The 15,309-nt window shown below is 48.4% G+C and carries 19 protein-coding genes and 1 pseudogene; all 20 read left to right on the top strand.

What is annotated here, in order from left to right:
- Window positions 1-80: 80 nt before the first annotated feature.
- The 20 genes and pseudogenes from BUC22_RS15615 to BUC22_RS15710 all read left to right on the top strand — a co-directional run bounded on the left by BUC22_RS15615 (window position 81) and on the right by BUC22_RS15710 (window position 15,303).
- A complete protein-coding gene (locus tag BUC22_RS15615) occupies window positions 81-740 on the top strand; it encodes a hypothetical protein (RefSeq protein ID WP_013380859.1) in 660 nt (219 codons plus the stop codon).
- A gap of 8 nt (window positions 741-748) precedes the next feature.
- Complete coding sequence (locus BUC22_RS15620; RefSeq protein ID WP_013380858.1) at window positions 749-1,672, top strand: phage antirepressor KilAC domain-containing protein; 924 nt, start codon at window positions 749-751, stop codon at window positions 1,670-1,672.
- A complete protein-coding gene (locus tag BUC22_RS15625; protein WP_013380857.1) occupies window positions 1,673-2,236 on the top strand; it encodes a hypothetical protein in 564 nt (187 codons plus the stop codon).
- A gap of 9 nt (window positions 2,237-2,245) precedes the next feature.
- Entirely contained in the window at window positions 2,246-2,455 is a 210-nt protein-coding gene (locus tag BUC22_RS21550) for a hypothetical protein (RefSeq protein WP_013380856.1), read from the top strand.
- Window positions 2,456-2,468: 13 nt separating this feature from the next.
- On the top strand, window positions 2,469-3,071 hold the full coding sequence (locus BUC22_RS15635) for an RNA polymerase sigma factor (RefSeq protein ID WP_158308590.1): 603 nt from the start codon (window positions 2,469-2,471) through the stop codon (window positions 3,069-3,071).
- 108 nt (window positions 3,072-3,179) lie between these two features.
- Window positions 3,180-3,407 (top strand): DUF1659 domain-containing protein, encoded by a 228-nt coding sequence (locus BUC22_RS15640; protein WP_013380854.1) that lies wholly within the window; start codon window positions 3,180-3,182, stop codon window positions 3,405-3,407.
- 217 nt (window positions 3,408-3,624) lie between these two features.
- Window positions 3,625-3,861, top strand: coding sequence for a DUF2922 domain-containing protein (locus BUC22_RS15645; protein ID WP_013380853.1), 237 nt, complete (start codon window positions 3,625-3,627; stop codon window positions 3,859-3,861).
- Window positions 3,862-4,043: 182 nt separating this feature from the next.
- Window positions 4,044-4,358: a hypothetical protein gene (locus BUC22_RS22340; RefSeq protein ID WP_242946566.1), complete on the top strand. Its 315-nt coding sequence runs from the start codon at window positions 4,044-4,046 to the stop codon at window positions 4,356-4,358.
- 300 nt (window positions 4,359-4,658) lie between these two features.
- A complete protein-coding gene (locus BUC22_RS15655; RefSeq protein ID WP_073383148.1) occupies window positions 4,659-5,681 on the top strand; it encodes a DUF3991 and TOPRIM domain-containing protein in 1,023 nt (340 codons plus the stop codon).
- A 223-nt stretch (window positions 5,682-5,904) separates the two neighbouring features.
- Window positions 5,905-7,941 carry an LPXTG cell wall anchor domain-containing protein gene (locus BUC22_RS15660; protein WP_073383151.1) on the top strand — a complete coding sequence of 679 codons (2,037 nt, stop codon included), beginning with the start codon at window positions 5,905-5,907 and terminating at the stop codon, window positions 7,939-7,941.
- Window positions 7,925-9,433 (top strand): SpaH/EbpB family LPXTG-anchored major pilin, encoded by a 1,509-nt coding sequence (locus tag BUC22_RS15665; RefSeq protein ID WP_073383153.1) that lies wholly within the window; start codon window positions 7,925-7,927, stop codon window positions 9,431-9,433. The genes BUC22_RS15660 and BUC22_RS15665 overlap by 17 nt, the downstream gene beginning before the upstream one ends.
- 19 nt (window positions 9,434-9,452) lie before the next feature.
- Window positions 9,453-10,265 carry a class C sortase gene (locus tag BUC22_RS15670; protein WP_073383156.1) on the top strand — a complete coding sequence of 271 codons (813 nt, stop codon included), beginning with the start codon at window positions 9,453-9,455 and terminating at the stop codon, window positions 10,263-10,265.
- 1 nt (window position 10,266) lies between these two features.
- Complete coding sequence (locus BUC22_RS21560; protein WP_073383158.1) at window positions 10,267-10,632, top strand: hypothetical protein; 366 nt, start codon at window positions 10,267-10,269, stop codon at window positions 10,630-10,632.
- Window positions 10,613-11,341, top strand: a complete 729-nt coding sequence (locus tag BUC22_RS15680; protein ID WP_073383161.1) for a DUF3786 domain-containing protein — start codon at window positions 10,613-10,615, stop codon at window positions 11,339-11,341. Before BUC22_RS21560 ends, BUC22_RS15680 begins: the two co-directional genes overlap by 20 nt.
- Window positions 11,342-11,370: 29 nt before the next feature.
- Window positions 11,371-11,742: an MmcQ/YjbR family DNA-binding protein gene (locus BUC22_RS15685; protein WP_073383163.1), complete on the top strand. Its 372-nt coding sequence runs from the start codon at window positions 11,371-11,373 to the stop codon at window positions 11,740-11,742.
- A 282-nt stretch (window positions 11,743-12,024) separates the two neighbouring features.
- On the top strand, window positions 12,025-12,210 hold the full coding sequence (locus tag BUC22_RS15690) for a virulence RhuM family protein (protein ID WP_238054489.1): 186 nt from the start codon (window positions 12,025-12,027) through the stop codon (window positions 12,208-12,210).
- A gap of 120 nt (window positions 12,211-12,330) precedes the next feature.
- Window positions 12,331-13,212, top strand: a pseudogene (locus BUC22_RS15695) (BRO-N domain-containing protein).
- Window positions 13,199-13,507, top strand: a complete 309-nt coding sequence (locus BUC22_RS15700) for a hypothetical protein (protein WP_073383168.1) — start codon at window positions 13,199-13,201, stop codon at window positions 13,505-13,507. The pseudogene BUC22_RS15695 and the gene BUC22_RS15700 overlap by 14 nt, the downstream one beginning before the upstream one ends.
- A gap of 91 nt (window positions 13,508-13,598) precedes the next feature.
- Window positions 13,599-14,426, top strand: a complete 828-nt coding sequence (locus tag BUC22_RS15705) for a ParA family protein (RefSeq protein WP_073383171.1) — start codon at window positions 13,599-13,601, stop codon at window positions 14,424-14,426.
- Complete coding sequence (locus BUC22_RS15710) at window positions 14,380-15,303, top strand: ParB/RepB/Spo0J family partition protein (RefSeq protein ID WP_073383173.1); 924 nt, start codon at window positions 14,380-14,382, stop codon at window positions 15,301-15,303. Before BUC22_RS15705 ends, BUC22_RS15710 begins: the two co-directional genes overlap by 47 nt.
- Window positions 15,304-15,309: the final 6 nt, after the last annotated feature.

Genomic DNA, 15,309 nt, shown 5'->3' on the forward strand with positions numbered 1-15,309 from the left:
GGTTAAAACGGGAATATAATAATCCCAACGTCAGTGTTAACAACCGCGGCGTTAATAATCAATGAGGAGGTACTGATTTGATGAAAGAACAATCGGTACAAAAGGGTTTTTCCAAAAAATCGACATGGGAGGCTCTGGTTTCCTGCGGCCAAAATCAGAAAACGGTGCAAAAGGTAAGCCGGGAGCAGTGCATGTGCCCGAAATGCTTTTACAGAGACATGGGTGAGGACGGGGGCTGTCTGTTCACCGCCACCCTCGAGAACCATGAGGGCCTGTGCATGAACTACCGGGGCGATACGGGCTGCTTTTCCTGGGCGCTGCACTACAGCGATGTGGATGAAGACAACGTGAAGGAACGGCTTTTTATCTGGCGCCACAAAGAGATCGGTGAGCTTGAGTGTATCCTGAAAGGTAAGAACCAGGCGCTTTTCAGCTGTGAAGGGCTGGCGGCGCTGATGGGGATTAAGTTCTTCGGCTTCCTGAAACGCTATTTTAAGCTGCTGAAGCCTGTGCGGCTCCAGATACCCGATGACACCTGCGTCGAGGGCTGCCGCGATGTTTTTTTTCTGGACTATCTGGGGCTGGAGCGCGCCCTGCTGCTGGAGACAGCCGTGGACCCGCGGCTGCGCTGGAAGCTCAGTGAGGAGCTGATGTTCGTCGGCGTCAATATCAAAAGGCTGCTCGAGGGAAATCAGGCCCTGCGGGTCGGCGTCGATGTGAAACTGGATTATGAATGGTAGGCCCTGTGATGAAAAAAGATTATTTACTCAAGCGCGTCTTTAAATTTGACGGCGTTACCAATCTGCGCACACTGGTGATTGAATGGCCGGTTTATGACAAGCTGGGCGAGGCCATCCACGATGCCTTCGGAAACCCCGTCACCCGGCGGGATGTGGGCTTTGTGGGCAAGGACGCGGCGGATATTCTGGAGTACCGCAACGCCTCCCACGCCATCATGCGCCACGTGGCTCCCGGCGACCGTACGAAACGGACGGTCGTCGATGGCGCTGGGCGCAGCCAGAAAATGTGGGTCATCAATGAGCCGGGCCTTTACGGGCTCATCTTCGGCAGCAAAATGGAGGATGCCAGACGTCTGGGCGATTTTGTGAAGCGGGTGGTGCTGCCCTCCATCCAGCGCTACGGGGCCTATATGGAGCCCGAAGTGCTGGCGCAGGCCGAGACCGACGACGCGGCCAGAGACGCGCTGTTTGAGGCGCTGAGAAAGGAGAAAGCCCACAGCTGCGCCCTGCTGGACGAGCTGACCGAGGCCCAGCCCAAAATCGAATTTTACGACACCATCGGCGGCGCTGAGAATGCCTGCTCCATGGGCGACACGGCCAAAATGCTGGCCAATGCGGGCTTTTTAAACGAGGATAATGACTGTCCCCTTGGCCGGAACAACCTGTACCGCCTGCTGCGCCGATGGGGTTACCTCTGCTCCCAGCCCAGCAGCTTTAACACGCCCTATGCCTGGTGCATGGCCAGAGGCTGGTTTAAGGTAAAGGAGAAGCGCCGCATCCTGGGCGGTGTTTCAGTGCTCGAGACCATGGTGCTGGTGACCGGCAGCGGCCAGGCCGAGCTTTTAAGGCTTTTCCACGAAAAGGCCCGTCTGGGAGAGGTGGCTGTCCATCCCTGCAGGTACCAGGCGCCGGCCCAGACCGGGCAGGTGTGATTGAATTACCTGACCGAGCTTCTGGCCTTTTACCACTGGCTTTCGACCCATCCCATGCCCGGGCTGCTTCAGGCCTACTGGCATCTGCTCATGTATTTTAACAACAAAAGCGCCCTGCCCGATGTGTCCGGCGTCTGGCACTGGCCTGTAGCCTTCAAGGCGCCCAACTCTGTCGTCATGGCCCGTCTTGGCCTTGATGACCGGCGCAAGGTCATGCGACAGAGAAGCAAGCTCATTGAGGCCGGACGGGTGACCTATGAAAAGGACACCGGCAACCGGGCAGGCTGGTACCGCATGATCCCCTTTGACAAGAGCCTTGCGCCAGGGTGGGCACAGCTCGAGAAACAAAAGCAGCCGACACAGGTGTGGACACAAACCAGTACCCAGAACGGACACACAGGCGGACTGTTTATAAACAATGCTTTAAACAATAAGCATGCGTCTCTATACAATCGTATTCCTGACGGCGGTGTAGCCCCCAGTCCGGAGGCAGCCATGGAAGCCATGAAGCGCAATGTGAACAGCGTGTTTGGAACCGATATTTTTAAGCTTTACGAGGAATGAGGTGAAAGAATGAACCGATATGGCAGGGGCAGGCCAGTGGTAAAAACGCGCCGCCCCTATTACGCCCGCGCAGACTGCCGGGCAGGGCTGACGCTCTGGGCCCGAGACCCGGAGGATGCCGAGACCCAGTTTCAGGAATTTGCGGCCCAGGTGGAGGACCGCTTTCCGGAAATTGTTCTGGAGCTGCGAGAGCTCCGGGAGGAGGATGTTTTATTTTGAGAGGGGGCTTTATTTGCAGAAAAATAAAAAGACAGTGGATTACACCGCTTTGGACGCTTTGGTTAAACGCGGCCAGCAGGGAGACAAGACAGCCGTGGAAGCGCTGCTGATGGCTTTTAAACCCATGCTCTGGTCAGTGGTCAGCCACTATGTCTACAACCGGGAGGAGCTCGAGGACGCGTACCAGGAGGCCTGCGCGGTGTTTATCGAGGGGGTACGGGATTTTGCCCTGGACGCCAGGATCTACTTCCAGACCTTTATGCAAGGGCGGCTGGTCCACTATTTTTTAAAAAGGCGGGAGGGGCGCTTCAGCGCGTCGCTTGCCGGGACCCTGTCCCTGGATAGGCCGGTGGAGGGCGCCGATGGCGCCGTGGCCCTGGCTGAGCTGATCCTGGATGAAAAGGCCGATGTCGAGGGAGCCTGCGTGGCGGCAGAGCAGCAAAAGGCACTCCTGCGCGCCTACAGGAAGCTTTCACCCGGGCAGCGGGAGGTGCTGCGTTATCAGTATCTTGAAAAAGGAACCCTCTCAGAGCTGGCAGCCCAGAAGGGGGTGAGCCCAGCCGCCATCACCCAGACCCATAAACGGGCTCTGGCAGCTCTGAAACGGCATTTATGACCGGTGTTAAAAAATTTTTATAAAGAGGGGGGTTAAAATTCGAGCCAAAACCGGATTGTATTAGTGTAAGGCAGCGATGCCAAAACGCAAATACAGGAGGTAAGAAAAATGGCAACCATTCAGAAAAACACCGAGTCCATCGGGATGAAGATCACCGTCAACCACGGCGAAAGAGAGGGGAAGATCGTCAAATCCTCAAAAACCTACGGCGACATCAAGGAGAGCGTGACCGACGACGCCTTTGTAGCCACCGCCAAAGCCATCGCCGGCATGCAGGAGCCCATCCGGGAGAAACAGGTGAAGGTGACGGCCGAGGAGTTAATTGAAGTAGCGTAATGGGAAAAAGGGGCGGAAGCCCCCTTTTCATGAGTTGATAGTGGATAGTGAATAGTGGATAGTTGTGGTGCAAACCAGCTTTGCCGGTTTGATTCTAAATCAAATTGCCTTTGGCAATTTGTTCATAAACTATCCACTATCAATTATCAACTATCCACTAAAAAGAATACAGGTAAACCAGAACCACAAAATTAAAAATAAGAAGGAGACTACAAAAATGCCAACAACCAGCAAAGATTTAACCATCACGTTCCAGCGGACAGACGGAAACCCGCACAAAATCACCATCCCGGATTACAGAGAGGGGATCACCGATGCCGAGATCAAGACAGGGGCCCAGGCCATTGTGGACCAGGGCGCCTTTGAACCCGACGGGTTTGCGCTGGCCAAGGTGGTAAGCGCGGTGAAGGTCGACACCACCAAAACCGAGGTGGTCATTGAGGAAACAGCTTAAAAAAGGGGGCGAAAGGCCCCTTTTTTATGTGGAAGGTTGAAAGTGGAAGGTGGAAGGTTAAAGAACTTTTTGGCGTTCGCCAAAATGATGATGAACTCGGTCGCAGGCCGCTTTAGACAAATGTGAAAAGCACATTTGTACCAGAAACTTCCACTTTCCACCTGATTAAGAAGGGAGAAACCATGAAAAACATTTATAAAACCATCAGTCAAAGATTAATCCTCTCAGTCCTCCTCCTCGTTTCCTGCGTCTTTCTCATAGGTCTGAGCCTTAGGGCGGAGGAGCCTGTGCCGACGGCGGAGCAGGCAGTGGGGGAGCCAGAGCAGGAGCTGCCCGCTGAGCCGGAAGCACCAGCCGGGGTGCCGGAGGACGCGCCGCTGCCCGCGGAGGAAGTGCCAGAGGCTGAAACACCAGTACTCATGGCCACTGCCCATTTTGCCATGGAGGAGTACCGCTGTGACATCGACATAGAAATCATCAAGTATCAAACAAGATGATACAATGTTACCTAAACCCGTATAAATAAAGGCTTTGAGAAGGGTTTGAAGACAAAATACTGCTAACATGCGAAATACGTATATTAGGTGTTCTTTATCCATTTGTTAGAAAAATGTTAGAAAAGTCCCATGCTACTTGATGGATAATGAACCAGTTTATGATAAGATATTTCACAAATAAAAACAGATGGACGTTTAAAAAGATGTTGTACATTAAAAATTAAATCATGAAATAAAGTTGGCAGATTAGCTTTTTATTCAGAGAGTTAATCTGCTTTTTTTATTGGAAAGGAGCAAAAAATGTATCGTAATGATCATATCACATTCGCCAATCAAATCAGTATCCTCGATTATGCCCAAGCGGTAGGCCTTGAACTGGATTACCGGCCAAAGCATGTTTTGGTCAAAGGGATCGATAGTCTTGAACTGAGTCTCAATGGCAGAGAATGGTACTACCATTACAGCAGTGTCGGTGGCGGGATTGTTCAGTTTGTCACCTGGCTTCATGATATCAGCTGGAAGGACGCCGTGCAGCGGCTTCTGGATTATGGCCGTTATGGCACATCTGAACAATTCAGGAAACCAGCGGGCCCAATAGCGGCTATGCCGGTTACAAAAGAAAAAGAAGCACCCGTTTCGTTTGTGATTCCTGAAAAAAAGAAGCCCTATCGGAACCTCTTTGCCTACCTGATTAAAACTCGAAAGATCAGCCAGCCTATCGTTCAGTATTTTATTGAGCAGAAGAAGCTCTATATGGATGGGCACAATAACTGCGTCTTTTTAAGCCTCAATGAACAAGGGAAACCCGTTTCTGCCTTTCTGCGCGGCACTTATGACCGCAAAGGAAAGGATCCCTTTAAGTTCATTGTGCCGGGAAGCGATGAGCGGTATGGCTTTACCAAAGAAGGCAGCAATCACCGCCTTTTGATCTTTGAAGCCTGCATTGACCTCATGTCCTACATGACCATTAAAAATCTTCAAAATCCTTTGTATCTCTACAATATCCAGGATCATTTTATCGCGACGAATGGCCACAAGTACGAACCACTTCTGACCTATCTGCGGGCACATCCTGAGATCGATCAGATCGTATTCTGCGTGGACAATGATGCGCGCAACGCCATGGGTATCATCCCATCTGAGAAGTATATGGAAAGAGCAAAAGCCATAATCAGGGAAGCTTTCCCAGAGCGTTTTCAGGAAGGCGATCATTTTTACAAGCACCTTCCAGACCTCAAAGACTGGAATGATGACCTGAAACAAATGGCCGAAAGGCAGGGAAAAGACAAGCTAAAAAAGAATCGAAAGGCCTTGTGCCGTTGACCAGCAGCTTTCAATCAAAAGCATTGAGGGCTGCTTTTTATATCCTGAGGCAAAAAACTCGCCTGTGAAAATCAGGCATCCCGGCTCCATTTTTGCCTTTTCAGTGTTGAGGCCAGCCGATCCCAATAGTGCAACAACAAACGCCTTAGGCGGTTTACATAGATAATACACATTCAGGAGGTTAAAAAGTGAAACACAAATTTAAGAAGGGGGAAGAAATTCAATGCGCCTAAAACTTAAAAAAGTGACCGTTGTTTTGATGACCCTGATGCTGCTGTTCTACTGCGCAGGTTTCACATCGGAAAATGCGGTAAAAACCGAAGAACAAAGTGAGCGTCCGGTACATAACGAAGCTGTCGTGGAAAAAGCAGAAGGTCAAAAAGAGCCCGAGGGGACACCAATACCCTTGACGCCGGAGGAAGCGGAGGTGCTTGAAGCGAATGGCATTCCGCCCACCGAGGATACCGGAAAGAGGGATGCTTCCGGCAACTACATTTTAGGCGAGACAAGCACAGGCGGAACGGTAAGCTGTTCCACCAGTCTCAGGACATTGGCAAGCCGAAGCTTTGGGGATGAACCCTACAACAAAAAATTTCAGCGTGCCGCGGGCTGGGATGATGGGGTCATCTACAGTTCAGACTTTGCCAGCCCCGATGGAACGGACATTATTACCACCACGACACCCATTATCCGAATATCCGATAACGGCGTGGATCAGATCGCCTACTGTGCCGATCCGTCACTCAACATTCCCTCAGAAGTTGTCGGCCCCAATGGTCTGGTCACCTACAACCGGGAAAGCTGGAACGTGCAGAGCTGGCGTATCCGGAACGTCATGTGGCACGGCTATCACGATGGAAACAGCGGGGAATACTATGTTCAGACCTGGGCAGCCATCCGTGTCATTGCAGGCATCGGCGCATATACCGATTACTATATGACCGACCCCACCGTTGCCAACCTTGTGAATACCCTCAGTTACCAAAATCCCAATAACTGGGATGCCAGCTGGAGCATTGTTCCAGAACGGGAGGAAGCGGTCTGGAACGCGAGTACCAAGCGGCAGGAAACCGGATGGTTTCAGACGTACTGCAGCGATATTGCTGATCATGGAAACTATACCGTCACTTTGCCTAGTGGTGTACACGCCATAGCCCGCAACACATCCGGTCAGACCTATGGGGATTATACCGGCTCCATGACCATCTATGACGATGATGACTTTATGCTGTATGCAGACGGCAGCTATCAGGGCGAGGTCTCCGCAACCATTACGCCAGCAACCGTTAAACGCCACAGCAGTGATGCCGGAAATCCGGATGCCTGCGTCATTTACGCCCCGGACGTGCCCGATACCCAGAGACTTTTTGTTTCCCTTGCTGTCGGTCAAAGCCCATTAAGCGGCAGCTTCCGTGCAAACTTCACCGGTGCCACCGGGGATGCCCAGCTGCAAAAGACCGACAACCGTACCAAAGAAAAGCTCGCCGGAGCCATCTTTGGTCTGTATGACACCAAGGACAACCTTCTGAAACAGGGCGTGACCGATGAAAACGGTCAGTGGAACGTGACGGATTTAGTCTTTGGAGACTACTACTTTAAAGAAATTGCCGCGCCAAAGGGCTATGAGCTGAATCCGTCAAAATTGCCCTTCACGGTTGACGGCATCCGGGGTGTGGTGACCGTCTCCATGGCAAACGAGCCGAAGAAAGTCCCCTTCCAGTTTATTAAGCGGGATGCCGAAACCAAAAATCCCCTTAAGGGCGTGACCTTTGTGCTGTATGGCTGTGATGAAAAGCATACGCATAACAACCTACAGGATGACAAGATCAAATCCTGCTGGCAGACCGTTATCGGCACCCGGATCAGCGGTACAGACGGGAAAATCGACTTTGGCAATCTCTATGCTGGAGAATACCAGCTGGTGGAAACCAAGACCGTTCCCGGATACGCCAAGCCCATGGGGCAGTGGCGTGTGACCATTGATCCCGAAGGAGATGAAATCGTGAAGATCGCCGTCAAAGGAACGGCCCCGGCATTTGTTAAAGACAGCGGTGTTCTGAAAGTTGATAATCAGAAAAATGACAAGTTGCCCTTTACAGGCGGAAACGGTGATCACCGCGCTGTACTGATGCTGGCCGGGATTGTTTTATTCCTTGCGGCGGGTATTTTAGCCCTTGTTCTGAAAAAGAGAAACCACAGAAATCCAAAAGAAAGCAGCGGAAAAATAGAAAGGAAAGAAGAAAATGAATCTGAAAAATAACCCATTGTTCAAGAAAATCAGCGGCCTTGCCTTAAGCATTGCCGTTTTATGCACAAGCTGCGGCCCCGCTTTTGCCGCTACCGGATCACCGGATACCAGTGCAGCACGGAGCCTGACCATTCACAAATACCGGATGGAGGACATCACGAAAGCCACCATCGAGGGGAGCGGGCAGCAGACCGATCAAGGTCCTGCCGATGCGATCCCTTTGCCGGGTATCCAATTCAAAGTTACGAAAATGCAGGATACCGACAACACAAAGGTGGATACCACCTGGAACATCCAGACCATCACCACCGGAGCCGATGGATCAGTCACAATTCAAGGCAACGACAATCTCCCCATGGGCGTGTACCGCATTGAAGAACAGACCAACCCGGCAGTGGCCGAAAAGGCCGACCCGTGTCTGGTGTCCGTCCCCCTCACCAACCCAACGGGGGATGGCTGGATTTACAACGTCCACGTATTCCCCAAAAATCAGATCAAACCCGGCCCGGGCATCGACAAGTTTGTCACTGAACTGGAAAACAAACATGATACAGCGGATATCTCTGAGAGCGTGAAATGGATTATTGAGACAACGCTTCCGGACGACGTGGCAACGTGCAAGAACTATACGGTTACGGATACCATTGATACCCGGCTTGACTATGTGCTGGGAAGCGTTAAAGTTTATCGCGTCGATACCAGCAAAAATCGAGTCCTCATGACACCGGATTGCTACACGGTCACCGAGCCAAGCACCGCCAACAGCCGGATACTGACCGTTTCTTTGACAGATACCGGCAAAAAAACAGCGGCTAAATCTTTGCCAAACAAGGAAGATATATCCGCGACACTGAATATTGAGTTCAATACACTGGTCAACAAAAATGCTGAGGGCAGTCTGGGCAAGCCCATCCCAAACGGCGCAACCATCCACTATACCAACAACCTGGACATCATTTTTGAACCGCAGTCTGTCGAGGAAAAGCCCGAGGTCCACACCGGCGGCGTCAATCTGCTGAAGGTCGATTCTGAGGATCATACCCTTAAGCTTCAAGGCGCAAAATTTAAAATTTACCGAACCGAAGCCGATGCGAAAAAGAACATCAACGCCGTCAAAGACCCTGCCAATAACGCGATTGACTGGGAAGTGACCACGGACGCAAGCGGCATTGCCCATTTCTGGGGCCTTGCCTATGGGCAGAAAGGGCAGGATGCTTATTACGGGGACAGCACCAACTACTGGATCGTTGAGACACAGGCCCCAATTGACAATGAAGGGAAGCCCTACAATCTACTGAAATACCCTGAAAAGGTGACCGTCAATTCAAACAGCCATGCCGAAGCCAACAAGATCGTTGTGGAAAACATCAAGCATTATGACCTCCCCTACACAGGCGGCACAGGCAGTTTAACACCTCTTTATATGGGCGCGGCATTGATTCTCATGGCAGCCGGGATGAGCATTCTTTTCATCCGGAGCAAGCGAAACACAAAGGATAAATAGGCGAAAGGGGAAGCTGGAAATGAGAAACAAAGCAATGCTGCTGCTGATCGTTGTTCTGATCAGTGCGGGGGCTGGCTGCATCCTTTATCCGGATATGGTTTATCTTCTGGCTTCCCAAAAACAGGGACAGGTGATTCAGGATTATCAAATGAGTACAGAGGTGATGAACCAACAGCGGATGGATGAAGAATATCAAAAAGCCATTAACTACAATGAAAAGCTTATTAATCCGATCATCGGAGATCCTTTTTCTGAGGATGCACAAGATAACGCCATGGATTATGCAGAGATTCTAAATGTTGATGGGGTTATGGGGACACTCGAGATACCAAAAATAAAAATGAATCTCCCCATCTATCACGGCACATCTGAATCCGTACTCTCAAAAGGCGCAGGGCATCTGAAAAACACGTCTCTGCCTGTTGGCGGCACCGGGACACACGCCGTGCTGACCGGACACCGGGGCTACGCGGGAGCGAAACTGTTCACCGATTTAGATCAGCTGGTCATGGGGGATTGCTTTTATCTGCACGTCCTCGATAAGACTTTAACCTATGAGGTGGATCAGATTTTAGTGGTCACACCCGATCAGACCGAAGCACTGAAACCCGTTGAAGGACAAGATTTTGTAACCCTGCTGACCTGCACGCCGTACCAGATCAACAGCCACCGGCTGCTGGTCAGAGGAAAACGGATTATAGACGCTCCAGCAACGCCGCAGACAGAAGATGCAAAACCATTCCCGATAAGAGGATTGATCCTTTCTTTTATAACCCTGGAAGCAGTGGCTGTGTTGATCTGGTATGTAAAAATAAAGAGGAGGAGAAAGTAAAATGGAAGCATGGTTTCAAGTGCTGTTTCAACATTTGATTGAAGTTACTGCATTGGTTTTGATGATCTGTATGGGAACGTGTCTTTTGATTGTTCGTATCTATCTACAATGGAAAAGGACCAAAAGGTGCTACCCACCAGCCTTAGCGATGCAGCTGATCACGCTCTTTACAGGATTTATCGCCCTGCCGGTAGGGCTAGCCATCAAAAACCATCTGCCCCTGCTGTTGATTCTAATCTTATCTTGTCTTGTGCTGATGTTGCTTTTTTCCTTGCATGGTGTGGGTGTTTTGGTTTACCAGCATTATTATCATTGGGTTGGGAGAGAGCATGCGCGGGAGAGGGCATATGATCTTAAGCGTGAATAAATCAGTTGTTGTCCTCAAGGGAAAACGGTATAATTTAGGTATAGCAAAAATAGAAGTTATAGGTGAGAATGAAATGACGTCGAATTATGAAAAAATGAAGCGGCAAATGCAGGGAGAATTTTTGAAATATGACCAAGATGAAATGATAAAGCGCTTTAAAATAGATGCCAATGAAAGGTATTTGATGATCGACTTTATGGGTGGAATTTGTCGAATTGCCCGAAAAACCGGCTTTGTAGAATGTAGCCATATGGATATTGATGGGTTCAGAGAAGCAGATTACAATGAAGCAATGACGATCTATGATCTTCTGTGCTGGTCGAAGCCAGGTGCCGTGCCGTCTGGACAGTTTGAGAATATGCAAAGTATTTCGAAAATACACAGCACAGTCCCCGTTGCTAATTCAGGCTTTTTCTACCAGGAAATTAAAATGTTTGACCATCAGGAGACTTTGCTGCGTGATGCACTGCAGAAACTGGGAGGAGTGATTGTTGACAGCGGTGATTTGGCGGCACAAATTCCCGTGTTTTGTGGATTGAAGCTTTTATTTTGTTTCTGGAACTCAGATGATGAATTTGCTCCAGAAATTCAATTTTTCTGGGATGCAAATGTCCTGTCTTTTATGCACTATGAAACCGTGTGGTTTGCGAATCATGTTCTCATTCGCCGCATTCGTGAAATGATGGAAAAACAGATGTCTAAACAGTAGGTAAATACCATTTGAAAAGGAGAATGGCAATGGACAGGAAGTGGTTAATACAGTTCATAACAGAACAATACAACGCGCATGAAGAAAATCCATGGAAGAAGTATCCCAATTATGCTGTGTTCAGACATAAGAACAATCAAAAATGGTTTGCCCTTATTATGGACATTCCCAAAAGCAAGCTCGGTTTGCCCAGTCATGAGATGATTGATGTGCTAAACGTCAAGTGCGATCCACTACTTATCAGTACGCTCAGAAATGAAAAGGGAGTCTATCCCGCATATCATATGAACAAGGAAAACTGGGTGACATTGGCTTTGGATGGCAGTATCAAGGACGATCAATTAAAATGGTTACTCGATCAAAGCTTTGAATTAACCGCATCAAAAAATAAAAAGAAATAGAATTATGGACTCACAAAGGGAGAATACTCATTTTATCAGATTTAGCGCATTGCAGATATGGCTACAAGAGTAATTCATCTCCATGGGAGAAGCGCGTATGACCAAAAAGTTAAAAAATGAATAAGATAGCAAAATCTTTGAGATTGAATGTTTTTAGTTTTTATTTAGCAGTTTGTTTTACGTGGAGAATTATTAATCAATCAGCATTCACCATTACAAATTTATACAACCAAAGAGGGTAGTATAAAAGTTGATGATACCTTCGATAAGGATACGGTGTGGTTGTCAAAAGCACAGATGGCAGAGCTTTTCCAATGCGACCAAAGTGTCATTTCAAGGCATATCAAAAATGTTTTTTTAGAAGGTGAATTTCCAGAAGCGGGCAATGTGCAAAATATGCACATTGCAAATTCAGATAAACCCATAGATTTTTACAGTTTTGATGTCATTATTTCTGTAGGATACTGAATAAAGTCACAACGTGGTGTACACGATTGATAAGAAGAAATAAAGCGCACACGATATTCGATGACGAGCAAATATTATTTGTAAAATCTTCGTCCGGAAATAAAATTTAAAGGGGGAAACATGGAAAACATACAGCTATTTGAGCACAGTACAATCCGCACTGCATGGGATGAAGAAAAAGAAGAGTGGTACTTCTCAATTATTGATGTCATCGCTGTTTTAACAGAGGTCGAAAATCCCAGACGTTATTGGAGTGATTTAAAAAGAAAGCTGAAATCAGAAGGGGCGATTCAACTGTACGAAAATATCGTACAGTTGAAAATGAAAGCCAACGATGGAAAAATGCGACAGACCGATGTTGCGGATACCGGGCAGCTACTGCGCATCATTCAGTCCATTCCATCCCCAAAAGCAGAACCCTTTAAAGCCTGGCTGGCGCGTGTAGGAAGCGAGCGGATTGAAGAGACCATCGATCCCGAGCTGACCATTGACCGAGCCCTTGAAACCTACCTTAAAAAAGGCTATAGCCGGGAATGGATCAATTAGCGGTTGCAGGCCATACAAGTCCGAAAAGAGTTAACGGATGAGTGGGATAACCGCGGTGTAAAGAAAGGCATGGAGTACGCTATTTTGACCGATGAGATTACAAAAGCCTGGTCCGGGATGCGTACCAGACAGTATAAAAACTTCAAAGGCTTGAAAAAAGAAAACCTCAGAGACAACATGAGTACCCTTGAACTGGTTTTAAACATGTTGGCCGAAGCCACAACCACAGAGTTATCCAAAGCTAAAGCACCCGAAGATTTTGAAAAAAACCGTCAAGTCGCCAAAGAAGGCGGCGCCATTGCCGGGGATGCCCGAAAGGCCATTGAAGCCAGCAGTGGAAGACCGGTGATCACTTCTAAAAATGCTGTTGATTTTACACAAGTACTCAGTGAAGTAGTGAACGCTTTACCAGACGTGGAAGAAACCGACCAGGAGGAAGCCGGTGTCAAGAAATAACCATCAGAAGATTGATGGTCAGTTGCTCCGAACCGATAAGCGCATCGGCCATTTAAAACAAAAACAGATTGAAAAGATCAATGCCTGGCTTTATGAAGCCTACCGGGTGCAGTATCAAACCCTGAATCGGCCACCGGACAAACGGGAGATTGTCAATGCGGCTTATGATAAAATTGAAGCTGCGGATATCTGGATACCTTATGGAGAAGTCCAGAAGTATTACCTGAAACAGAAAAGTAAATTTGAAAAGCGCATGGAAAATGAACAAAACAGAATATTGAAAGAAACAGATTAGGAATACACCAAATGTATTCCTTTTTTATTTCAACGGCAAACCGCTCATCATTGATTGAGCGGTTTTTCTAGTATTAAGAAAGGATAGACAAATGAAAGAAGCAAAGACGATTGCAATCTGCAATCAAAAAGGAGGCGTCGGTAAGTCGAACGTGACGGTCAACCTTGGCATTGGCCTTGCCAATCAGGGAAAAAAGGTGCTTACCCTGGATACAGACCCACAAGGGGATTTAACCACCTCACTTGGTTGGCGCGATACGGAGAAGCTCGATATTACAATGGCGACACTGATGAAAGAAGCGATTCTGGATGAACCCATCCATACCCGGGAAGGCATTTTACACCATCCAGAAGGCATTGATCTCATTCCAGCCGACTTAGAGCTTTCAGCCATGGAAATGACACTGGTTACCGCCATGAGCCGAGAGTACATTTTAAAACGCATCGTTCAGAATTATAAAAAAGATTATGATTATATTCTGATTGACACCATGCCCAGCCTGGGAATGATTACCATCAACGCCCTGGCTGTTGCTGACAGCGTCATTATTCCCGTTCAGGCCCACTACTTACCGGCAAAGGGCATGACCCAGCTCATCAAGACCATCGGAAAAGTCCAGCGCCAGATCAATCCAGCCTTGGCTATTGAAGGCGTTATTTTAACTATGGCCGATGTCCGCACCAACATGACCAAAACCGTGGCTGAAACGATCCGGGAACAGTACGGCAGTGCCCTGAAAATTTACCGAAACGTCATCCCCTTTGCCATCGCCGCCGCTGAAACCAGCGCGGAGGGAAAGAGTATTTATACCCACGCCAAAGGCAGCAAGGTGGCAAAAGCCTACGAAGCATTCACAAAGGAGGTGCTAGTCAATGCCGAAAAACAAAGAACTCAAGCTCGAGCTGCCCAGTGTCGATGAGCTGTTTACCACCGAAGAAGAACGGCTGGACGCGAACCGGGAAAAGGTACAGGAGATCCCACTTGATCAGATTGAGGATTTTCCAAACCATCCATTCAAAATTAAGGAGGATGAAGCCATGATGGAAATGGCCGAGAGCATCAGGGAGTACGGCGTATTGGTGCCTGCGCTGGTTCGGCAGAAAGCAAATGGCAGCTATGAGATGGTGGCCGGGCACCGGAGAAAATGCGCAAGCCGGTTAGCCGGGATGAAAGAAATCCCGTGTATTGTCCGCAATCTTACAGATGATGAAGCCACAATCATTATGGTGGATAGTAATCTACAACGGGAAAAGATACTTCCATCAGAGAGAGCATTCGCTTATAAAATGAAACTTGATGCAATGAAACATCAAGGTAAGAAAACTTCTCGCCCAATGGGCGAGAAGTCGATAAGTGTCAATGAATTAAGTATAGAGATGCCTGATAGTGCCAGACAAATACATCGTTACATTCGCCTAACCGAACTCATCGAGCCACTTTTAGACCTCGTTGATGAAAATAAAATCGCGTTCCGTCCAGCTGTTGAACTCTCATATTTAGGCAAAGATGAACAGGAACAGCTTTTGGACGCTATGCAGTATGAGGACTGCACGCCATCATTGGCCCAGGCAACGAAAATTAAGCAGTTTTCCCAGGAGAATAAGCTGAGCGAAGCGGTCATTCTCTCCATTTTACAGGAAGAAAAGCCCAATCAAGTGGAGAAAATCAAAATCCCCAAAGAGCGGATCAGCAAATTTTTTCCAAAAGGCACGCCTGAGAAAAAAATCGAAGAAACCATTGTGAAAGCCTTGGAGTTGTACCAAAAGCGCGAACGGCAGAAGCAATCGGCAAGGTAGTTCTAA

This window comes from Eubacterium callanderi (assembly GCF_900142645.1).
GTDB lineage: Bacteria > Bacillota > Clostridia > Eubacteriales > Eubacteriaceae > Eubacterium > Eubacterium callanderi.